A 21003-nucleotide genomic window follows, 5' to 3' on the forward strand; every position below is an offset into this window, starting at 1 on the left:
ATGCATAGAAAACCCCATTTACCCGAGAAAATGTGTCCCGTCTGTCAGCGTCCTTTTAGCTGGCGAAAAAAATGGGAAAAAAACTGGGAATCGGTAACCTATTGCAGCCATGCCTGCCGAACTAAACGCAAACCCCATGCACCTAAAGAGGATTAACATGAAACGGCTCAAACTTATTTTAGGTGACCAACTCAATGCTAAGCATTCTTGGTATAAAGCCCGAGATAGCAGCACCTATTTTGTTATGTTAGAACTTCATCAAGAAGCTGACTACGTTAGACATCACATACAAAAACTCTTAGGTTTTTTTGCGGCCATGCGTGCCTTTGCCAATGCCTTAGAGACCGCCGGCCATCAAGTGATTTACTTAACACTAGATGATGCAGCGCCAGAGCACTCACTCACGGAACAACTGGAAAGGTTAATAAACGACTACGATATTAGTGAATTTCATTACCAAGCACCGGATGAGTACCGCCTAGATAAACAGCTACGGGAATGGTGTGAAAATCTAAACATTCCAACCACTATGGTTGATACGGAACACTTTTTGACACCACGAGAGGCTTGGCAAACATACCCAATGTCACGTATGGAGTTTTTTTATCGATCACTGCGTAAACACTACAAAGTTCTGCTTGATGAGCAGGGAAAACCGTTCGGTGAGCGTTGGAATTTTGATACTGAAAATCGAAAAAAACTTCCAGAATCCAAAACAATTCCAGAACCTCTGTGCTTTTCAAAGGATGTAAGTGACATCCTAGCCATGATCAAGCGTCATCAAATAGTGACTATTGGCTATGTTGATGCAACACATTTCATCTGGCCAACCACTCGACAAGAAGCACGAGAATTACTCAACTTTTTTCTTTGTCACTGTCTTCCCGAATTTGGGCACTATCAGGATGCAATGACATCAAGGGGTTGGAGCCTTTATCACAGTCGCCTATCCTTCGCACTGAACACCAAAATGCTGCATCCACTGGATGTGATTCGTCGTGTCGAAAACCATTGGACAGAACATCAAGAGCAAATAGACCTGGCTCAGGTTGAAGGCTTTATTCGTCAAATCTTAGGATGGCGTGAGTTTGTCAGAGCCTTATATTGGCAACATATGCCCGATTATGCACAGCTAAACAGTTTAAATGCCGATCGGAATCTTCCAGATTTTTTCTGGACAGGCAATACGAAAATGGCCTGTGTCAGCCATGCGATTAATCAGTCCTTAGAGCAGGCGTACGCCCACCATATACAACGCCTGATGATCACAGGCAATTTTGGACTGCTCGCAGGCATTCATCCTGATCAAATGGATCAGTGGTATTTAGGCATCTATATTGACGCCATCGAATGGGTAGAAATGCCCAATACACGAGGCATGAGCCAATATGCGGATGGCGGAATCATCGCGAGCAAGCCTTACGCAGCGTCTGGCAATTATATTCAAAAAATGGGGCATTATTGCAAACCCTGCCACTATGACGTTAAAAGCAAGTTTGGCGAAATGAGCTGTCCCTTTAATAGTCTTTATTGGCACTTTTTAAAACGACATGAAGACAGCTTTCGCAAAAATCCGCGCATGAGCTTGGCCTATAAAGCTTGGGAAAAACAATCCGAAGAGCAACAAACCGCTATTCTGAAAACAGCGGACGATTACTTACACCATCTAAACGATCTTTAATGTTTAGATCTTTAATTCATCGGAAACTGCCTTATACTGAGATTTCACATTGATGAAATCTCAATTAGATTCGTCTCAAATATGCCCCTTGAATGAAAAATAGGAATGACTCATGAGCCATGTGTTGCACCGCAGTTTACTCCAAGACTATCCAGTCGCGGTTAAAGGAGACGGTGTGTATATTATTGATGCTGACAATAAACGTTACTTAGATGCCTGTGGCGGAGCGGCTGTTTCGTGTCTTGGCCACAGCGATAGTGAAGTGATCCAAGCCATACAGCAACAAGTCAGTCAACTGGCCTATGCCCATAGCTCATTTTTTACCACCGAGCCGATGGAAGCTCTTGCTGAATTTTTAGCCAAACGCGCTCCGGGCCATCTCAATTCGGTTTACTTTGTATCCGGAGGGTCAGAAGCGGTTGAAGCGGCATTAAAACTGGCACGTCAGTATTATGTTGAAAAGGGAGAGCCTCAACGTAAACACATTATCGCACGTCGACAAAGCTACCATGGCAATACACTTGGTGCACTAGCAACAGGTGGAAATCTTTGGCGTCGACAACAGTTCGAGCCCTTACTCATTAATATCCACCACCTTAGCCCATGTTATGCCTACCGCGAACAGCATGATAGCGAAGATGATGACGCGTTTGTTACGCGCTTGGTCAATGAGCTGGAAGATAAAATTATTGAACTCGGCACTGACCAAGTCATGGCATTTATCGCCGAACCCGTTGTTGGCGCCACTTTGGGTGCAGTACCAGCCGTTGGCCGTTATTTTGAAAAAATGAAAGCCATTTGTGAAAAATACGGCGTTTTATTCATTGCAGACGAAGTCATGTGCGGAATGGGCCGTACCGGTGCATTATTCGCAAGTTCACAAGAAAATCTAGTTCCTGACTTATTGTGCATTGCCAAAGGCTTAGGTGCAGGTTATCAGCCAATTGGCGCAACGCTGGTCAGTGATGACATTATTAACACCTTGAAATCAGGTTCGGGGTTTTTTCAACACGGGCATACCTATATCGGACATGCAACAGCCTGCGCAGCAGCCCTTGCCGTACAACATCGAATAGAAGATGCCCAACTTCTCAGCAATGTTGAGGCAATGGGCACACACCTTCACCAAGCACTGCTTCACCAATTTAAGGATCATCCTAATATTGGTGATATTCGTGGCAAAGGCCTGTTTAGAGGATTGGAGCTGGTCAAAGACCGAAATACAAAAGAGCCTTTTGATAGCGCCCTTAAATTGCACGCCAAGATTAAAAAAGCCGCCATGAATGAAGGCCTGATGTGCTATCCAATGGGAGGCACAATCAATGGTCGAGACGGCGATCATATTTTATTAGCACCGCCTTTTATTTTTAATGAAGAACACATTGATGAGCTGGTCACAAAACTCAGTGTTGCCATTGATCATGCACTCAAAGTGTCTTAACGGAGGTGTCAGATGAAATCAAGATTGAGTCATTTACACTACGATGATATGACAAAACCTCAACAACTGGTTTTGGAAGATATTTTGAAAGGTCCGAGAAGAAACTTAGACGGTCCGTTCCTTGCTTGGATTCACAGTCCAGAGTTGGCCAATCATGCCCAAAAACTGGGTGCATTTTGCCGTTATCACACTCAACTACCCCTTGTGCTAAGTGAGTTAGCAATCTTAACAACGGCTTCTTTATGGCAGTCTCAGGCAGAATGGCAAATTCACGAACCTATTGCCTTAGAAGCCGGGCTGTCTAAGTCAATAATAGAAGCTATACGTCTTAAACAAGTGCCAGAATTTGAAAATGAAGCTCAATCGGTTGTTTATCAACTGACAAAAACCCTTTACGAAACCAAACGAGTCAATCAAGGTTTGTACGACAAGGCTGTTTCTTTGTTTGGGGAAAGTGCATTAGTTGAGCTCGTTGGCGTACTGGGCTACTACGCATTGGTGGCTATGACACTGAACGTATTTGCAGTTGATCGTGAAACGGGACAGCCGTTACCCTTCATCGAACCCTAGATTTATCCCCTTTTATTCAGGCATTCAAGCGAACTATCGACTTGAATGCCCCTTTTTTATCCTCACTTCGCAAGTAATCCACACCTGAACTCTGCATTTTTCAGTGTAAATTTTTATATTTAACACCTGAAAAACTGATTTTTGACATGAAAATCATCATTTTTGACGTCTAAAACCGGTCTAGCACCCTGATTGTGAAAATAAATTAAATTTTTTTCACAAACTTATCAACAGATTACCTAGTAAACTCAATCAACTGATTTTAATCATAATTTAATGTTTATCCGGACGTTTTTATGCACATAAATAACAGCTTATTAACAGATGAAAGGCAGATTAAAACTATCCACATTTACCTGTGTGCAATATGTATAACTAAGGAGGGTAAAAACGGTATGAATCTGTTGATAACTTCACCTGTGCATAACTGACCCTTTTACCCACAGCCGATGAACAGGCAGAAGACCCTTGTTGCCTGTGTATAAACACAAGCTAGCAGGTATTGTAACTATATGATTTATAGTAATCTTTTCTGCTTGTTAACAGAAAAGTGCTCCTCTAATAACAATCATCACTATAAAACTATCTTTTAATAGAATAGTTTTTATTTTAGTAAATCGCTTTGTAAGACTTTGATCATTTTTTGAGCATTTCTTATCTGTGCATAGAGCGTTATACTTAGCCCATCGAAATTGTCTTGTTTGTTGTTCTTTTATTTAATGGGTGAAACCTGATGGTGGATTATCCTGACCACTTTGATGTGATAGTCGTAGGTGGCGGTCATGCCGGTACAGAAGCTGCTCTAGCCTCGGCTAGAATGGGCGTAAAAACGTTATTGCTGACTCATAACATTGAAACTCTTGGCCAAATGTCCTGTAATCCAGCCATTGGTGGGATTGGGAAAAGTCATTTGGTCAAAGAAATTGACGCATTTGACGGTGCAATGGCACGAGCAACAGATAAGGGCGGAATACAATTTCGAATTCTAAACGCTCGCAAAGGCCCAGCGGTTAGAGCAACACGAGCTCAAGCTGATCGAATTTTGTACAAAGCGGCCATTCGCCAAATTCTTGAAAATCAACCGAACTTGTCTATTTTTCAGCAAGCTGTGGATGATTTGGTCATTGAAAACGGCCAAGTGAAAGGTGCGATTACACAAAGTGGTATACGTTTCAAAGCCCGATCTGTTGTGTTAACAGCAGGCACTTTTTTGGGTGGCGTCATTCATATCGGCTTGGAAAACTACCAAGGTGGTCGTGCAGGAGACCCTCCATCTGTGCGTTTAGCTCAGCGTTTAAGAGAAATGCCTTTTAGGGTTGAACGCTTAAAAACGGGCACTCCACCAAGAATTGATGCACGCAGCGTTGATTTTTCGGTGATGCAAGTTCAGCCAGGTGATACACCTACGCCTGTTATGTCTTATATGGGACAATTGAGCGATCACCCAGAGCAGGTCAACTGCTACATCACCCATACGAATCTGAAAACTCACGATATTATTCGTGGTGGGTTGGATCGATCGCCCATGTACAGTGGCGTAATTGAGGGAATTGGTCCGCGCTACTGTCCATCCATTGAAGACAAAATTCACCGTTTTGCTGATAAAGACCATCATCAGATCTTTGTCGAGCCTGAAGGGCTTACAACACACGAATTATATCCAAATGGGATCTCAACCAGTTTACCCTTTGATGTTCAGCTCGATTTGGTTCGCTCAATACGCGGATTTGAAAAGGCGCATATCACGCGCCCTGGTTATGCGATTGAATATGATTTCTTTAATCCGCAAGATTTGAAACACAGTTTGGAAACACGCTTTGTTTCCGGTCTATTCTTTGCAGGTCAGATAAACGGTACAACCGGATATGAAGAAGCGGGCGCTCAAGGGTTGCTGGCGGGTATGAATGCGGCGTTACTGGCTCAAGAAAAAGAGACATGGTATCCGCGCCGAGATGAAGCCTATATCGGCGTGTTGGTTGACGATCTGATTACTCATGGAACATCTGAACCTTATCGTATGTTTACCAGCCGCGCGGAGTATCGCTTGATTTTGCGCGAAGACAATGCGGATATGCGATTAACAGAAAAAGGCCGCGAGTTAGGATTGGTTAGTGATGAACGTTGGCAGCATTTTGAACGTAAACGCGAAGCCATCGAACTTGAAAAGCAACGAATGCTGTCGACTTGGATACAACCGTCTACACCTGAAGCCGAACAACTTAATACTAAGTTGAATCATCCATTGGCTCGAGAGTACAATCTCGCCGATCTTATCAAGCGTCCGGAACTTACGTATCAAGATGTTGCCAGTTTGAAAGGGCAAGCCGTTGAGGATATCGCGGTTGCGGAGCAAGTTGAGGTTCAATTTAAATACGCAGGTTATATTGACCGTCAGTCGGAAGAAATTGAACATCTTCGACGTCAAGAGCATACACAGTTGCCAGATGACCTGGATTATCAACAGGTCAGTGGGCTTTCGAATGAACTTAGATCAAAATTAACCTCGGTAAGGCCTGTCAGCATTGCGCAAGCATCGCGCATTCAAGGAATGACACCTGCCGCAATATCGTTACTGTTGATATACCTGAAAAAGCGAAAAATGTCTGAAAAACAACTGCAGGCGGTCAGTGAATGACTGAGTTAACGTCTTTACTGTTACAACAAACCAAGGCGCTGAATCTGTCCATTTCGAATGAACAAGTGGATCAGTTAATGGCTTATCTGTCTCTATTGGTGAAATGGAACAAAGCCTACAATTTGACGGCCATCCGAGACCCCAAGGAAATGGTGAGCCGACATTTGATAGATAGCCTAAGCGTCCTGCCTTATGTCAAGGGCAAACGCCTGATTGATGTTGGCAGTGGGCCTGGGTTGCCTGGTATTCCCTTAGCCATTTGTTTGCCGGATCTAGAGGTTACAACGCTAGACAGTAATGGTAAAAAAACACGTTTTCAACAGCAGGTAAAAATGGAGTTGGGGCTAAATAATCTTGACGTTATCCACAGTCGAGTTGAAAGATTGGATGTACCGGCCTTCGATATGGTGATTTCTCGTGCTTTTGCATCTTTACGTGACATGTTGGTATGGACCGGACATTTAGCAGCGGAAAAGGGCGTCTTTTTGGCGATGAAAGGTCAATATCCAGAAGATGAACTCACTGAAATACCGAAAGCGTTTACGCTCAGAGAAAGCCATCGTTTAGGGTTACCAGACAATGATGCCGAGCGACATTTGTTGATTTTAGGGAGAGCGTAATCGTGGCTAAAATTTTAACCATCACCAATCAAAAAGGTGGCGTGGGGAAAACAACCACCTGCGTGAATCTGGCGGCATGCTTAGTTGCGGTAAAAAAACGTGTTTTGTTGATTGATTTGGATCCACAAGGCAACGCAACCATGGGCAGTGGTGTGGATAAACATCAAATTGAACATTCATCTTATGAGTTACTCACAGGTGACAGCTCGGCCAAAGACTGCATTATTACGGGACTACCAGGCGGCTTCGATGTCATAGGAGCCAATGGTGACTTAACGGCGGCTGAGGTTGAATTACTGCAGTTGCCGCGTCGAGAATTTCGTTTGCGCATGGCATTAACCGATGTTCAAGATGAGTATGATTTTATTCTGCTGGATAACCCGCCTTCGTTGAACTTATTGACAGTCAATGCTCTTTCTGCGTCTTCAGGCGTGCTCATTCCGATGCAGTGCGAATACTATGCATTGGAAGGAATCAGTGCCTTGATTGGTACAATTGAGAAGATTAACAAGCGTCTAAACCCGGAATTGCGCATTGAGGGCATCCTTAGAACGATGTTCGATCCTCGGATGAGCCTAACCAAAGATGTATCCGTGCATCTGGTCGAGTATTTTGGAGACAAGGTTTACCGAACCGTCATTCCTCGTAATGTCAGATTGGCCGAAGCACCAAGCCATGGTTTACCTGTTTTACAGTATGATAAAAATTCACGAGGCGCTCTGGCATACTTAGCCCTCGCAGGTGAGTTGATTCGTCGGACCGAAGCCGAAGCGCTCGCACAACTTCAAGAAGAGTCAGAAAGTCAGGAAATTGCATAATGGTAGTGAAAAAGCGGGGACTGGGTCGCGGTCTGGATGCTCTATTGTCGGGCATAGGTGATGAAGCCGTTGCGGTACCTGTTTCTAAAGCTAAAGAGTCTTTCCAATCTGAGAACAATCTTAGTGTTGATGGTGAACTCAAGCATTTACCCTTGGGCATCATACAGCGTGGGCGTTATCAACCACGTCGTGATATAGAACCGCAAGCGCTGGAAGAACTGGCTGCCTCCATTAAAAATCAGGGAATCATGCAGCCAATTGTTGTTCGGACGATTGATGATGGACGCTACGAAATCATTGCTGGAGAAAGACGCTGGAGAGCGGCTCAGCTTGCAGGATTGCAAAGCATCCCTGTACTGGTTCGAGAAGTTGCTGATGAGGCCGCCAGTGCGATGGCGCTGATTGAGAACTTGCAACGTGAAAATTTAAACCCGATGGAAGAAGCCATTGCACTTCATCGTTTGCAAACCGAGTTTGAACTGACACAACAACAAGTCGCTGATACCGTCGGCAAATCTCGTTCGGCGATCAGCAACTTATTACGCCTGATGAATTTAACCGATGCTGTTAAAAAGCGCCTAGAGCATGGCGATATTGAAATGGGTCATGCTCGCGCATTGTTGGCGTTGGAGGATGAGCTACAGATTTCTGCTGCCGAACAGGTCATTCACGAAAACCTATCGGTCAGGGAAACTGAGCATCTCGTGAAAAAGATCAGTGCAGGTGAGCCCTTAGCACCGGTTGTTAAAACAAAGAAAGTGGACGAGAGCTTACAAAGTTTATCTGGAAGTCTGTCTCGTCACTTTTCGACGCCTGTAAAGATTACTGAAAATGCCCAAGGAAAGGGAAAAATCAGTATTAGTTATGCTTCTGCTGAGCAACTAGAGCAAATAATCGCGCAATTACAGGCGAATACCTGAAATATGGGGGAAAATAGTTGTAAACGTTAAGACCTTAGTGCTAGAGAAACTCTATAGCTGTTGAGTCATAGCGTTTAAACCCATATAATCCCCCGACTAAGTTAAAGTTGCGATAATACGATGTTAGAAAAACCTGAAGAGAGTGGTCTTAACCTCGCGGGGGTTCGATCCAGAGTCCAAGGCTCACAGGGAAAAGTAGTCGCGCAAGCCTTTGCTAAGGTGTTGTTAATACAGGTTTTTATAACCTCGGCATTATCCTTGGCACTGATATTTAAAGATTTTGTAGCCGCCTACTCAGCTTTTATAGGCGGTATGCTGTACCTAATACCGACGGCTTACTTTACGTTGAAGGTGCAGTTTAAGAATAACGCTCATACGGCAAAGGAAATATTAGCCAATGTCTATATGAGCCAATTTGGAAAGATGGTGTTAGCCATTGCGTTGTTTAGCCTTACCTTTATGATGGTGGAGCCGCTAAACCCTCTTTCTTTATTTGTAACGTTTATATTGATGCAGATATCCGGTTGGTATTTGCAGTTTAAACTCAATAATCGATTTCTGAAACGTTGACTGAGAGTAACTGAGAATGGCAAGCGAAAACCCTACATCCTCAGAATATATTGCCCATCACCTCAGCAATCTCACGTTTGGTAAGCATCCTGTTGAAGGATGGTCTTTTGCCGGCGGAGAGAAAGCTGCGGAAATGGGATTCTGGGCGATCAATGTCGATACCATGTTCTTTTCCATCCTGACGGGCCTGTTCTTTATATGGCTTTTCAAAAAGGTGGCGGACAGCGTGGTGGTTGGTGTTCCGAACAATCTACAAAACTTCGTTGAAGTGGTCATAGAATTTGTTCAGGATAACGTCAAGAGTATATTCCATCACAATAATCCTACGATAGCGCCTCTGGCGTTGACTGTATTCGTATGGATATTTTTGATGAACCTGCTGAAACTCATACCAGTAGACTTTATTCCTTTCATCGCAGGTGAAATGGGCATTCCTTACTGGAAAATCGTACCAACGACCGACATTAACGCGACGTTGGGCATGAGCTTCAGTGTGTTCTTCCTAATCGTTTACTACAGTATCAAAGTCAAAGGTGTCAAAGGTTTTGCCGCTGAGTTATCTTTGATGCCATTAGGTAAGTACTTTATTCCGTTTAACCTGTTCCTTGAGCTGGTTAACTTATTAGCTAAACCTGTTTCGCTAGGCTTGCGTCTATTCGGAAACATGTATGCTGGTGAAATTATCTTTATCCTGATCGCACTTCTGCCTTTCTGGGTACAGTGGGTGCTGTCTGTGCCTTGGGCAATTTTCCATATCCTGGTAATTGTGCTGCAGGCATTTATCTTCATGGTGTTAACTATCGTTTATATGGCGATGGCCCATGATGAGCATGATCACTAATCATTGATTAGTGGTCTGCAATGAAAATAGTTTTTTTGTAAAATTAACTTTAACCTTAAAAATGTTGGAGAAAAAAAATGGCTGAACTGCTGTTTATCGCTGTTGCTCTGCTTCTGGGTCTTTCTGCACTGGCTGGTGCTTTGGGCGTAAGTTTGCTGGGTGGAAAATTCCTTGAAGGTGCTGCTCGTCAGCCAGAATTGGTTCCTTTACTACGTAGCCAGTTCTTCATTGTGGTAGGTCTTGTTGACGCTATCCCAATGATCGGTGTAGGTATGGCACTGTACATGCTTTTCGCAGGTTAATAACCGGTTTTTTTATAGCCTTGGGGCTTACCCAAAGGGGTATGAACCTTATTAATCAATCGCGAGGGGTAATGGCGTGAATATAAATCTCACCATCATTGGTCAGGCCATAGCATTCGCCATTTTTGTTGTTTTCTGCATGAAGTATGTATGGCCGCCGATTACGACAGCCATGGCAGAGCGCAAAAAGAAGATTGCCGAAGGTTTGGATGCAGCTGACCGTGCTGAACGTGATCTAAGGCTCGCTCAAGAAAAAGCGGCTGACAATCTACGTGAAGGTAAGGAGCAAGCTGCTGCCATCATTGAACAGGCCAACAAGCGCGCGAACCTGATCATCGAAGAAGCCAAAGAGAAGGCTCGTGAAGAAGCTGCTCGCGTAAAAGCAGCAGCTGATGCTGAGCTTATCCAGGAAGTTAACCGTGCAAAAGAAGCTTTGCGTGCACAGGTTGGCGTTCTGGCTCTTGCTGGGGCTGAAAAGATATTGGAAGCCTCTGTTGACCAAAAAGCACATGCTAAGCTAGTTGAGAAACTGGCAGCTGAGCTTTAAGCGAGGTTTATGATGGCTGAACTCAACACTATCGCTCGGCCTTACACAAAAGCAGCGTTCGATTTTGCGCTGGAAAAGGGCGAAGTCGATCAATGGTCAAATATGCTGTCATTGGCTGCGGCTGTAGTAAATGACAGTGAAATGAAGCGTGTACTTGGTATACCTTCACTGAGTGCGGAGCAAAAAGCAGACTTGTTAATCGCCGTTTGCGGCAAGCAAGTCTCTGAAGCGGGCAAAAATTTTCTGACACTCTTGTCACAGAATCGCCGCTTGATTTTGCTTCCAGAGATTTCAAATCAGTTCAATGAATTGAAAGCAAACCATGAAAAATCCATCGAGATTGACATGGTAACTGCCTACGATTTGGATGCCGAATTGGTTGAAAAATTAGCTCAGGCTTTACGTACTAAGCTGGGGCGTGAAATTAAAGTAACATCAACAACTGATAAATCAATTATCGGCGGTGTTATTATTCGCGCTAATGACCTTGTGATCGACGGTTCTGTTCGTGCCAAATTGGCAAAACTAGCCGAAGCGATGAATTCCTGAGTAACGGGGAATAACAATGCAGCAACTGAATCCATCTGAGATCAGCGAGATTCTCAAGAAGCGCATCGAAAAACTTGATGTGTCTTCTGAAGCCCGTAATGAGGGCACTATCGTAAGTGTATCTGATGGTATTATCTTGATTCACGGTCTAGCCGATGTTATGTACGGCGAAATGATCGAGTTTCCGGGTGGTATCTACGGTATGGCGTTGAACCTAGAGCGTGACTCTGTAGGTGCAGTCGTACTGGGTGACTATCAAAGTCTGGTAGAGGGCATGACTGCTCGCTGCACAGGCCGTATTCTTGAAGTACCGGTTGGTAAAGAACTTTTAGGTCGTGTTGTCGACGCATTGGGTAATCCAATCGACGCCAAAGGACCGATTGAGACTAAACTGACTGACGCCGTTGAAAAAGTAGCACCGGGTGTAATTTCCCGTAAGTCGGTTGATCAGCCTGTTCAAACAGGTTTGAAAGCAATCGATGCAATGGTTCCGGTTGGACGTGGTCAGCGTGAGCTGATTATCGGTGACCGCCAAGTTGGTAAATCAGCGATTGCGATCGATGCGATTATCAACCAGAAAGGAACCGGTGTTAAGTGTATCTATGTTGCGATAGGTCAAAAGCAATCGACCATTTCTAACGTAGTACGCAAGCTCGAAGAACACGGTGCAATGGATCACACCATTGTTGTAGCAGCAGGTGCTTCAGATCCAGCGTCAATGCTGTTCTTGGCTCCTTACTCTGGCTGCACAATGGGTGAATACTTCCGTGATCGCGGTGAAGATGCGTTGATCATCTATGATGATTTAACAAAACAAGCTTGGGCATATCGTCAGATTTCCTTGTTGCTACGTCGTCCACCAGGACGTGAAGCATACCCAGGTGACGTATTCTATCTTCACTCTCGTCTACTTGAGCGTGCTGCTCGTGTTAACGCAGATTATGTTGAAAACTTTACCAAGGGTGAAGTGAAAGGTAAGACAGGTTCGTTAACGGCATTGCCTATTATCGAAACTCAAGGCGGTGACGTGTCTGCCTTCGTTCCAACCAACGTAATTTCGATTACGGATGGTCAGATATTCCTTGAATCAGACCTGTTCAACTCGGGTGTTCGTCCTGCGATCAACGCAGGTTTGTCCGTATCCCGTGTAGGTGGTGCTGCTCAGACCAAAATCATCAAGAAATTAGGTGGTGGTGTTCGTCTGGCATTAGCGCAGTACCGTGAATTGGCGGCATTCGCTCAGTTTGCATCCGACTTGGATGATACGACTCGTGCTCAGTTAGAGCATGGTCAGCGTGTTACCGAGTTAATGAAACAAGCGCAGTACTCACCTATGTCTGTTGCAGAAATGGGTCTTAGCTTGTTCGCAGCGAACGAAGGCTATCTAAAAGACGTTGATTTGAACAAAATCGGTGCATTTGAAACAGCTCTGATTGCTTTCTTCAACAGCGAGTCTGCTGATCTGATGAAGTCAATCAATCAGTCCGGCGACTATAACGACGAGATTGCTGCTAAGTTCAAAGCAGGGATTGAGAAGTTCAAATCTACCCAAACTTGGTAAGCACTTTGTTGAAGTAACTTGCAACGAAGTAATGCGGTCTGTAAACCTCGGTTTACAGACCCTACACTGAGTGAGGAATAGAGGCGGAACTATGGCAGTCGGAAAAGAAATTAAGACACAGATTGCGAGTATTGGTAGTACGCGCAAAATTACCAGTGCCATGGAAATGGTGGCTGCGTCTAAAATGCGCAAAGCCCAAGATCGTATGCGATCCTCCCGCCCGTATGCCCTAGGCATCAAAGGTGTTATTCAGCACGTTGCAAAAGCAAATCCTGAATACAACCACCTTTACATGCAAGAGCGTGAAGTGAAACGCGTTGGTTTTATCGTCGTTTCTTCTGATCGTGGTTTGTGTGGCGGCTTGAACGTAAACGTGTTCAAGAAAGCTGTTATTGCTATGAAAGAATTCCATGAACAGAAAGTCGAAATTGACATCTGTGCATTGGGAAACAAAGCCATTACTTTCTTCAAAAACTATGGGGGCAATGTTGTTGCTGCCAAAGGCCATTTAGGCGACTCACCTGAACTTGCAGATTTGATTGGATCTGTAAAAGTGATGCTCAACGCCTTTGAAGAAGGAAAAATTGACAAGATCTTCATAGTATCGAATGAATTTGTTAACACGATGACACAACAACCCGTCGTCGAACAAGTTCTTCCAGCGCGGGCAGACGATAACGGAAATGAACAACTGAACCGTAGTTGGGATTATCTGTATGAGCCAGATGCAAAAGAGCTGCTTGAGGCACTTTTCGTCCGCTATATAGAATCAGTTGTTTATCAAGCGGTTATTGAAAATATCGCCTGTGAGCAAGCAGCACGTATGCTAGCGATGAAGAATGCTACAGATAATGCTGGTGATCTGATTGATGAGCTGAAAATGGTTTACAACAAAGCTCGTCAAGCAGCGATTACCCAAGAAATTTCTGAAATCGTGAGTGGTGCGGCGGCTGTTTAATGCAGTTCACAGGTTTAAAAGTTAAGAGGATCCGGACATGAGTAGCGGACGTATTGTTCAGATTATCGGTGCGGTTGTCGACGTGGAGTTTCCACGTGACTCTATACCGAAGGTTTATGACGCGTTAAACGTCACGAAAACCGGTCTGACTCTTGAAGTTCAGCAACAGCTGGGCGACGGTGTAGTCAGAGCCATTGCGATGGGTCAAACCGAAGGTGTAAGCCGTGGTCTTGACGTCGTCAATTCAGGTGCGCCAATTTCTGTACCCGTAGGTACAGCAACCCTAGGCCGCATCATGGATGTTTTGGGTAACCCAATTGATGAAGCGGGCCCTATCGGTGAAGAAGAGCGTATGCCTATTCACCGTAAAGCGCCTTCCTACGCTGATCAAGCAGCTTCAAACGAGCTGTTAGAAACCGGTATCAAGGTTATCGACCTTGTTTGTCCATTCGCTAAGGGTGGTAAAGTCGGTCTATTCGGTGGTGCGGGTGTAGGTAAAACCGTTAACATGATGGAATTGATCCGTAACATCGCGATCGAGCACTCAGGTTTCTCTGTGTTCGCGGGTGTGGGTGAGCGTACTCGTGAGGGTAACGATTTCTACTACGAGATGAAAGAATCCAACGTATTGGATAAGGTATCTCTCGTATACGGTCAGATGAATGAGCCACCAGGAAACCGTTTGCGTGTTGCGCTCACAGGTTTGACAATGGCTGAAAAATTCCGTGACGAAGGTCGTGACGTACTGTTGTTCGTTGACAACATCTACCGTTACACCTTGGCCGGTACTGAAGTATCAGCGCTTTTAGGTCGTATGCCATCTGCGGTAGGTTACCAGCCTACACTGGCAGAAGAAATGGGTGTACTGCAAGAGCGTATTACCTCAACTAAAGTGGGCTCTATCACTTCTATCCAAGCGGTATACGTACCTGCGGATGACTTGACTGACCCATCACCAGCGACCACCTTCTCTCACTTAGATGCGACCGTTGTATTGTCACGTCAAATTGCTGAGTTAGGTATCTACCCTGCGGTTGATCCATTGGATTCAACTTCACGTCAGCTGGATCCTTTAGTGATTGGTCAAGAACACTACGATGTTGCACGTAATGTACAGGGTGTTCTTCAGCGTTATAAAGAGCTGAAAGACATCATTGCCATTTTGGGTATGGACGAGCTTTCTGATGAAGATAAGCAAGTTGTATCTCGTGCACGTAAAATTCAGCGTTTCTTATCTCAGCCATTCTTCGTGGCCGAGGTATTTACCGGTTCTCCTGGTAAATACGTGCCACTAAAAGACACCATCAGTAGCTTCAAAGGCATTTTGGAAGGTGAATACGACCATATGCCTGAGCAAGCGTTCTACATGGTAGGCGGCATTGAAGAAGCGATTGAAAAAGCCAAGAGCATGAAGTAAGTTCTGGCGGAACCTTTTAAGAGGTAATCAACATGGCTGTAACTGTTGAATGCGAAATCGTTAGTGCTGAAGAAGAAATCTTTAACGGCAAAGTCGAGTTCGTTTCAGTAACAGGAAGCCTGGGTGACTTGGGTATTATGCCCGGTCACACTCCGCTATTAACGGAACTGAAACCAGGCCCGATAGAACTGCGTAAAGAAGGCGGTGAGCAGGACATTTTTTATGTTTCTGGTGGCTTTATTGAAATACAGCCTTTCAAGATAACCGTGTTAGCCGATACAGCTTTACACGCGCAGGATCTTGACGAAGCTGCAGCAATGGAAGCACAGAAGCATGCTCAGCATGCGATTTCTGATAAGTCAGGCGAGTTCCAGTACTCACGTGCTGCAACTCAATTGGCAGAAGCAGCTGCGCAATTGCGTACTTTACAGCAGATTAAGAAAAAATTGGGTAAGTAAGTCTATACCGACTTACTACCGGTACAAGAAAAGCAGCCATCAGGCTGCTTTTTTTTATTCTTAAAAAACCTCTAGGGAGTCAAGAGTCGGATATCCGTGTAAAATATCCCTTTGCGATTGATCCCGTCAGGAGAAAAATGGATGAAAACAGACATCGTTATTTTAGCGGCAGGTCAGGGAAGTCGAATGAAATCTGCCCTACCAAAAGTACTCCATCCCTTGGCTGGAAAACCGCTACTATTTCATGTTATCGACAGTGCTGCGAATATAGCCGACAGTCAGCTTCATCTCGTCGTCGGGCATGGTGCTGAGCAGGTTGAGCAATCCCTGAAGGAAAAGAGCACCTCTGTGCAAGTTGCGGTTCAAGCTCAACAGCTTGGCACAGGCCATGCCGTAGCCCAAGCTTTACCCAACTGTGCAGAAGACTCCATCGTTTTGATTCTTTATGGCGACGTGCCTTTAACGCCAAGCGCTGTATTCAAATCACTGATTGCCGAAGCAAACAAGGATCAACTGGCTCTGTTAACCGTCACGTTGGATGATCCAACGGGCTATGGCCGGATACTTCGTAATCAAAATGATGAAGTCATCGCGATTGTCGAACAAAAAGATGCCACTCCAGAAGAGTTGCAGGTTAACGAGGTCAATACTGGGATCTTGGCAGTTCATGTGCGTTACCTCAGGCAATGGCTACCCTTACTGTCTTCTGAAAATGCGCAGGGCGAGTATTACCTAACGGATATCATCGCAATGGCGGCTGCAGATGGTGTACCGATTGCAGCTATACAACCTCAGTACGAACAAGAAGTACAAGGCGTGAATACACGTTCGCAATTGGCTCAGCTTGAACGTTGGTATCAACAACAACTCGCTGAAGCCTTGATGGCGTCTGGCGTGACGCTTGCGGATCCGAACCGCTTTGATCTAAGAGGGAATTTATCCACAGGCACCGATATCTTTATAGATATCAACTGTGTATTTGAAGGTGACGTTGAGATTGCCGAACAGGTCAGCATTGGCCCTAACTGCATGATACGTAATTCACGTATTGGTAAACATACGGTGATTGAAGCAAATACCGTTATAGACGGTGCTGAAATTGGTGAGCACGCGCATCTTGGCCCCTTTGCACGAATTAGACCTGGCACTCAGCTGGGTAAGGCAACCAAGATTGGTAATTTTGTCGAAACTAAAAAAGCCGTCTTAGGGCAGGGCAGCAAAGTAAACCATCTGAGTTACATTGGTGATGCTATTATTGGAGAATCGGTGAACATCGGTGCAGGAACCATTACCTGCAACTATGACGGTGTGAATAAGTCGACAACCAAAATTGGTGACAACGTCTTTGTCGGTTCAAACACAGCTTTGGTTGCACCTGTGGATATCTCTACCAATGCCACGATAGCCGCGGGATCTGTGATTACCCAAACCGTTGAAGAAGGCCAACTCGCCATCGCGCGTGGCCAACAACGTAATATTATCGGTTGGAAACGACCGCAGAAGCGTCAATCTTAAGGAGCAAGTGCATGTGTGGAATAGTAGGAGCTGTAGCAGCTAGACCCGTAGCCGAAATTCTGCTTGAAGGGTTACGTCGGCTGGAATATCGCGGCTATGACTCAGCGGGAATGGCATTGATTGATGGCAAGGATATCCACAGACTAAGACGGGCAGGTAAAGTCTCAGCCTTAGCCGATGCGTTATCCACAGAACCGTTACGTGGACATACCGGAATAGCCCACACGCGTTGGGCGACACACGGTAAACCCAATGAGGTGAATGCCCATCCACACATGTCAGGTGAGCAGTTAGCGGTTGTCCACAATGGCATCATCGAAAACTATGAACCGATAAAAGTACAGTTAATTGAACAAGGGTATGTATTCACTTCAGAGACGGATACCGAAGTTGTGGCTCATCTGCTGGATCAAGCCATTCAATCCGGTATGTCTTTGAAACAAGCAGTACAAAATACCGTGTCGCAACTGGAAGGTGCGTTTGCCTTGGGGGTTATCCACAAGGACTTCCCTGATCTACTAGTGGCCGCACGTAAAGGCAGTCCTCTTGTGATTGGCGTAGGTATGGGTGAGTATTTTATTGCCTCCGATCAGCTTGCCTTATTACCCGTTACCGACCGCTTTATGTTTTTAGAAGACGGTGACATCGCTTTACTGACACAAGATCAAGTTGAGGTTATGGATAAGTCTGGCCAGGACGTACAGCGATCTATTTCAGTGTATGAACATGGCATCAGTGCTGTGGATAAAGGTGAATTTAAACATTTCATGCTGAAAGAGATTTATGAACAGCCTGATGTGATGGCACAAGTGCTTGAAGGTCGTATTGCCAGTGGCCACGTACTGGAACAGGCTTTTGGTGTTGATGCCAAGCGCGTGTTCGATCAAGTCAAACAAGTTCAAATCGTCGCGTGTGGTACGAGTTATCATGCGGGCATGGTGGCAAAATACTGGTTTGAAGAATTGATCGGTTTGCCTTGTATGGTAGAAGTGGCCAGCGAATTCAGGTATCGATCCGTGGTAATACGCGAAGGTACCCTGTTGATAACCTTATCCCAATCGGGTGAAACCGCCGACACCCTCGCGGCATTAAGGGATGTTAAATCGCAAATTCTTGCCAGTTTGAGTATTTGCAACGTGCCGGGTAGTTCATTGGTGCGTGAATCGGATCTCTGCTTAATGACCAATGCGGGGCCCGAAATAGGCGTGGCCTCCACGAAAGCCTTTACCTCACAATTGGTTGCACTTTTGTTGACCTGTTTGGTGATAGGGCGTCGTCATGGCTTAAGCTCGGAACAAGAAAAGCAGATCGTCACCGATCTGCAAAACTTACCGACTCTTACCCGCGCCATTCTCGACCTAGACGAGCCTGTAAAAGCCATGGCAGAGGCCTTTGCAGAGAAGCATCATGCGTTATTCTTAGGGCGTGGTGCACTGTATCCGATTGCCTTGGAAGGGGCGTTAAAGCTGAAAGAGATTTCCTATATTCATGCAGAAGGCTACCCAGCCGGTGAATTAAAACACGGGCCTCTAGCCCTTGTGGATAAAGATATGCCCGTTGTCACCGTTGCCCCGAATAATGAAATGCTGGACAAGCTCAAAGCCAATTTACAGGAAGTACGTGCTAGGGGCGGCGAGCTGTTTGTGTTTGCGGGTTGTGAACAAACATTAAAATCCGAAGAAGGTATGCAAGTCATTGCCCTTCCGGCTTGCAGTAAACTGATGGAACCGATTGTTTATACGCTGCCTTTACAGCTCTTGTCCTATCACGTTGCGGTGTTAAAAGGGACGGATGTGGATCAGCCGCGTAATTTGGCGAAGAGTGTTACGGTGGAGTAGGAGGATAATCACGATCATTTTTAAGTGTCAGAGAATAATAAATTTTGATAATTATAGGCCTCCTTCTATGCGTGAAGTATATGGAGGCCTTTTTTATGTCAGATATCAATACGTCAATCGATCCGAAGCACAAGAAGTTACTTTCCTATCTCGTTGGAAGGGATATGGGCGAGACTACGCATCCTTTATCAAGGCTCATGAATTATGTAGCCAAGGTGAAAGTGTCTGTATTCACAGTGCAACCGTTGGCCAAATTCATCACTTGCTTTCTGGTATCGAACTTCATGCATTTCTCATTTTTGACCAGTATCAGCAAACGGTTAATATCAGAGAACAGTTTCCTATCGATGTGGAAGATGCCCCTGTGGTTGTTTTACCTTTGGCAAAGCAGCGAGCGATCATTGCGATGGTCAATACCCTGGCAGAAGAACAAAGGTTGATACAGAAGTGAGTTAATAATGGTGAGCGCATGATGGGTGCGATCATTAAGATTTATTCGAAAACAAGGAGGTAATCATATGAGAGATCAGCATCAACCCTTCGAACAACTGAAGCAGATTGATGAAAATGACATGGAATTTTGGTCAGCCAGATCAATTTCTAAACTATTAGGCTATTCCGAATACTGTCATTTTCAACCTGTTATTACAAAAGCATTACATCAGAACCATGTATTTGACGAGGTTAAGGCATGACGGATAAGCAGCAACCCCAAGCCCCAATCGGCGAGTTTGTTATGTTCGCAAGCGCGGATGGCAAGGTACGTATCGAGTGTCGCTTCGAGAACGAAACGCTGTGGCTCTCGCAAGCGATGATTTGTGATCTGTACGGCAAGGCTAAGGCCACCATCAGTGGGCATATCAAAAATATATTTGAAGAGGGTGAGCTGAACGAGGATTCAGTTGTTCGGTTTTACCGAACAACTGCCGCAGACGGTAAAAACTATCAGGTGCAGTACTTCAGTTTGCCCCTAGTGCTGGCCGTTGGCTACCGCGTGCGCTCAACCCGTGGTACACAGTTCCGCCAGTGGGCGACACAGACACTGCAGGAATATTTGATCAAAGGTTTTGTGATGGATGACGAGCGACTGAAAAATCCGCCCGTTGGCCAGTTGGTTGTACCGGATTACTTTGGCGAAATGTTGGAACGCATCCGCGACATTCGCGCTAGCGAGCGGCGGATGTATCTGCGGGTACGCGAGATTTTTGCATTGGCTGCCGATTACCAGCCGTCGCTGAAAGAAACCACGCAGTTTTTCCAGATCATCCAGAATAAACTGCATTTTGCCTGCACAGGTCAGACTGCGGCCGAGCTGATTTACCATCGCGTAGACTCGAACCTTCCTCACATGGGGTTAACGAGCTTCAAGGGGGAAGAAGTGCGCAAGGGTGATGTGACTGTCGCTAAAAACTATTTAAACCAACAAGAAATCGACGAGCTGAACCGCGTCGTATCGATGTGGCTGGATTTTGCCGAAGACCAAGCCAAACGCCGCCAGCAGGTATTTCTGCGCGATTGGCAGGATAAGCTGGATCAGTTTTTACAATTTAACGACCGTGATGTATTGCAAGGTGCAGGCAAAATTAGTAAGCAGCAGGCCGATGAAAAAGCGTTGGTCGAATACACGTACTTTGCCGAAAAACAACGCAGGCTGAAAGAAGTTGAAGGTGAAAATGACATCGCGGCACTTTTGGTATGGGATACTTCACCGCGCAGTGATAAGAGGGATAAATGACAAACCAAGCCTTCATACCCAAATTTC

22 protein-coding genes are annotated in these 21003 nt (G+C 45.2%); all 22 read left to right on the forward strand.

What is annotated here, in order from left to right:
• The 22 genes from DN062_RS09650 to DN062_RS09755 all read left to right on the forward strand — a co-directional run bounded on the left by DN062_RS09650 (position 1) and on the right by DN062_RS09755 (position 20976).
• Positions 1-156: a DUF2256 domain-containing protein gene (locus DN062_RS09650; RefSeq protein ID WP_112159129.1), complete on the forward strand. Its 156-nt coding sequence runs from the start codon at positions 1-3 to the stop codon at positions 154-156.
• Between the two features lies 1 nt (position 157).
• Entirely contained in the window at positions 158-1681 is a 1524-nt protein-coding gene (locus DN062_RS09655; protein ID WP_112159130.1) for a cryptochrome/photolyase family protein, read from the forward strand.
• A gap of 112 nt (positions 1682-1793) precedes the next feature.
• Complete coding sequence (locus DN062_RS09660; protein ID WP_112159131.1) at positions 1794-3122, forward strand: aspartate aminotransferase family protein; 1329 nt, start codon at positions 1794-1796, stop codon at positions 3120-3122.
• Positions 3123-3134: 12 nt separating this feature from the next.
• On the forward strand, positions 3135-3692 hold the full coding sequence (locus tag DN062_RS09665) for a carboxymuconolactone decarboxylase family protein (protein WP_112159132.1): 558 nt from the start codon (positions 3135-3137) through the stop codon (positions 3690-3692).
• A 736-nt stretch (positions 3693-4428) separates the two neighbouring features.
• On the forward strand, positions 4429-6327 hold the full coding sequence (gene mnmG / locus DN062_RS09670) for a tRNA uridine-5-carboxymethylaminomethyl(34) synthesis enzyme MnmG (RefSeq protein ID WP_112159241.1): 1899 nt from the start codon (positions 4429-4431) through the stop codon (positions 6325-6327).
• Entirely contained in the window at positions 6324-6947 is a 624-nt protein-coding gene (gene rsmG, locus DN062_RS09675) for a 16S rRNA (guanine(527)-N(7))-methyltransferase RsmG (RefSeq protein WP_112159133.1), read from the forward strand. The genes mnmG and rsmG overlap by 4 nt, the downstream gene beginning before the upstream one ends.
• Positions 6948-6949: 2 nt before the next feature.
• Positions 6950-7765 carry a ParA family protein gene (locus DN062_RS09680; protein ID WP_112159134.1) on the forward strand — a complete coding sequence of 272 codons (816 nt, stop codon included), beginning with the start codon at positions 6950-6952 and terminating at the stop codon, positions 7763-7765.
• A complete protein-coding gene (locus DN062_RS09685) occupies positions 7765-8685 on the forward strand; it encodes a ParB/RepB/Spo0J family partition protein (RefSeq protein WP_112159135.1) in 921 nt (306 codons plus the stop codon). The genes DN062_RS09680 and DN062_RS09685 overlap by 1 nt, the downstream gene beginning before the upstream one ends.
• Positions 8686-8805: 120 nt before the next feature.
• Positions 8806-9255: an ATP synthase subunit I gene (locus DN062_RS09690; RefSeq protein ID WP_112159136.1), complete on the forward strand. Its 450-nt coding sequence runs from the start codon at positions 8806-8808 to the stop codon at positions 9253-9255.
• Positions 9256-9271: 16 nt separating this feature from the next.
• The gene (atpB, locus tag DN062_RS09695) at positions 9272-10096 is read left to right on the forward strand and encodes a F0F1 ATP synthase subunit A (RefSeq protein ID WP_036512805.1); all 825 of its coding nucleotides are present in this window, start codon (positions 9272-9274) and stop codon (positions 10094-10096) included.
• A 77-nt stretch (positions 10097-10173) separates the two neighbouring features.
• Positions 10174-10398 (forward strand): F0F1 ATP synthase subunit C, encoded by a 225-nt coding sequence (atpE, locus tag DN062_RS09700; protein ID WP_036512808.1) that lies wholly within the window; start codon positions 10174-10176, stop codon positions 10396-10398.
• A 76-nt stretch (positions 10399-10474) separates the two neighbouring features.
• A complete protein-coding gene (locus DN062_RS09705; protein ID WP_112159137.1) occupies positions 10475-10945 on the forward strand; it encodes a F0F1 ATP synthase subunit B in 471 nt (156 codons plus the stop codon).
• Between the two features lie 9 nt (positions 10946-10954).
• Entirely contained in the window at positions 10955-11494 is a 540-nt protein-coding gene (locus DN062_RS09710) for a F0F1 ATP synthase subunit delta (RefSeq protein WP_338039974.1), read from the forward strand.
• Positions 11495-11510: 16 nt separating this feature from the next.
• Positions 11511-13055: a F0F1 ATP synthase subunit alpha gene (gene atpA, locus DN062_RS09715; protein WP_112159138.1), complete on the forward strand. Its 1545-nt coding sequence runs from the start codon at positions 11511-11513 to the stop codon at positions 13053-13055.
• A gap of 91 nt (positions 13056-13146) precedes the next feature.
• Positions 13147-14013 (forward strand): F0F1 ATP synthase subunit gamma, encoded by an 867-nt coding sequence (gene atpG / locus DN062_RS09720; protein ID WP_112159139.1) that lies wholly within the window; start codon positions 13147-13149, stop codon positions 14011-14013.
• Between the two features lie 37 nt (positions 14014-14050).
• Complete coding sequence (atpD, locus tag DN062_RS09725) at positions 14051-15430, forward strand: F0F1 ATP synthase subunit beta (RefSeq protein ID WP_112159140.1); 1380 nt, start codon at positions 14051-14053, stop codon at positions 15428-15430.
• 32 nt (positions 15431-15462) lie between these two features.
• The gene (locus DN062_RS09730) at positions 15463-15888 is read left to right on the forward strand and encodes a F0F1 ATP synthase subunit epsilon (protein WP_112159141.1); all 426 of its coding nucleotides are present in this window, start codon (positions 15463-15465) and stop codon (positions 15886-15888) included.
• Between the two features lie 141 nt (positions 15889-16029).
• The gene (glmU, locus tag DN062_RS09735) at positions 16030-17403 is read left to right on the forward strand and encodes a bifunctional UDP-N-acetylglucosamine diphosphorylase/glucosamine-1-phosphate N-acetyltransferase GlmU (RefSeq protein WP_112159142.1); all 1374 of its coding nucleotides are present in this window, start codon (positions 16030-16032) and stop codon (positions 17401-17403) included.
• An 11-nt stretch (positions 17404-17414) separates the two neighbouring features.
• Positions 17415-19241: a glutamine--fructose-6-phosphate transaminase (isomerizing) gene (glmS, locus tag DN062_RS09740; protein ID WP_112159143.1), complete on the forward strand. Its 1827-nt coding sequence runs from the start codon at positions 17415-17417 to the stop codon at positions 19239-19241.
• A 67-nt stretch (positions 19242-19308) separates the two neighbouring features.
• Positions 19309-19692 carry a PDDEXK family nuclease gene (locus tag DN062_RS18705; RefSeq protein ID WP_205126702.1) on the forward strand — a complete coding sequence of 128 codons (384 nt, stop codon included), beginning with the start codon at positions 19309-19311 and terminating at the stop codon, positions 19690-19692.
• Positions 19693-19759: 67 nt separating this feature from the next.
• Positions 19760-19936: a hypothetical protein gene (locus DN062_RS09750; RefSeq protein WP_205126703.1), complete on the forward strand. Its 177-nt coding sequence runs from the start codon at positions 19760-19762 to the stop codon at positions 19934-19936.
• Positions 19933-20976 (forward strand): virulence RhuM family protein, encoded by a 1044-nt coding sequence (locus DN062_RS09755; protein WP_156460557.1) that lies wholly within the window; start codon positions 19933-19935, stop codon positions 20974-20976. Before DN062_RS09750 ends, DN062_RS09755 begins: the two co-directional genes overlap by 4 nt.
• The last annotated feature ends 27 nt before the right edge of the window (positions 20977-21003 follow it).

Source organism: Nitrincola tibetensis, assembly GCF_003284585.1.
Taxonomy (GTDB): Bacteria; Pseudomonadota; Gammaproteobacteria; order Pseudomonadales; family Balneatricaceae; genus Nitrincola; species Nitrincola tibetensis.

Excerpts from the sequence above, each read along its gene's own strand:
- DN062_RS09650 (WP_112159129.1), top strand. The coding sequence starts at position 1 with ATGCATAGAAAACCCCATTTACCCGAGAAAATGTGTCCCGTCTGTCAG.
- DN062_RS09655 (WP_112159130.1), top strand. The coding sequence starts at position 158 with ATGAAACGGCTCAAACTTATTTTAGGTGACCAACTCAATGCTAAGCAT.
- DN062_RS09660 (WP_112159131.1), top strand. The coding sequence starts at position 1,794 with ATGAGCCATGTGTTGCACCGCAGTTTACTCCAAGACTATCCAGTCGCG.
- DN062_RS09665 (WP_112159132.1), top strand. The coding sequence starts at position 3,135 with ATGAAATCAAGATTGAGTCATTTACACTACGATGATATGACAAAACCT.
- rsmG (WP_112159133.1), top strand. The coding sequence starts at position 6,324 with ATGACTGAGTTAACGTCTTTACTGTTACAACAAACCAAGGCGCTGAAT.
- DN062_RS09685 (WP_112159135.1), top strand. The coding sequence starts at position 7,765 with ATGGTAGTGAAAAAGCGGGGACTGGGTCGCGGTCTGGATGCTCTATTG.
- DN062_RS09690 (WP_112159136.1), top strand. The coding sequence starts at position 8,806 with ATGTTAGAAAAACCTGAAGAGAGTGGTCTTAACCTCGCGGGGGTTCGA.
- atpB (WP_036512805.1), top strand. The coding sequence starts at position 9,272 with ATGGCAAGCGAAAACCCTACATCCTCAGAATATATTGCCCATCACCTC.
- atpE (WP_036512808.1), top strand. The coding sequence starts at position 10,174 with ATGGCTGAACTGCTGTTTATCGCTGTTGCTCTGCTTCTGGGTCTTTCT.
- DN062_RS09710 (WP_338039974.1), top strand. The coding sequence starts at position 10,955 with ATGATGGCTGAACTCAACACTATCGCTCGGCCTTACACAAAAGCAGCG.
- atpA (WP_112159138.1), top strand. The coding sequence starts at position 11,511 with ATGCAGCAACTGAATCCATCTGAGATCAGCGAGATTCTCAAGAAGCGC.
- atpG (WP_112159139.1), top strand. The coding sequence starts at position 13,147 with ATGGCAGTCGGAAAAGAAATTAAGACACAGATTGCGAGTATTGGTAGT.
- atpD (WP_112159140.1), top strand. The coding sequence starts at position 14,051 with ATGAGTAGCGGACGTATTGTTCAGATTATCGGTGCGGTTGTCGACGTG.
- DN062_RS09730 (WP_112159141.1), top strand. The coding sequence starts at position 15,463 with ATGGCTGTAACTGTTGAATGCGAAATCGTTAGTGCTGAAGAAGAAATC.
- glmU (WP_112159142.1), top strand. The coding sequence starts at position 16,030 with ATGAAAACAGACATCGTTATTTTAGCGGCAGGTCAGGGAAGTCGAATG.
- glmS (WP_112159143.1), top strand. The coding sequence starts at position 17,415 with ATGTGTGGAATAGTAGGAGCTGTAGCAGCTAGACCCGTAGCCGAAATT.
- DN062_RS18705 (WP_205126702.1), top strand. The coding sequence starts at position 19,309 with ATGCGTGAAGTATATGGAGGCCTTTTTTATGTCAGATATCAATACGTC.
- DN062_RS09750 (WP_205126703.1), top strand. The coding sequence starts at position 19,760 with ATGAGAGATCAGCATCAACCCTTCGAACAACTGAAGCAGATTGATGAA.
- DN062_RS09755 (WP_156460557.1), top strand. The coding sequence starts at position 19,933 with ATGACGGATAAGCAGCAACCCCAAGCCCCAATCGGCGAGTTTGTTATG.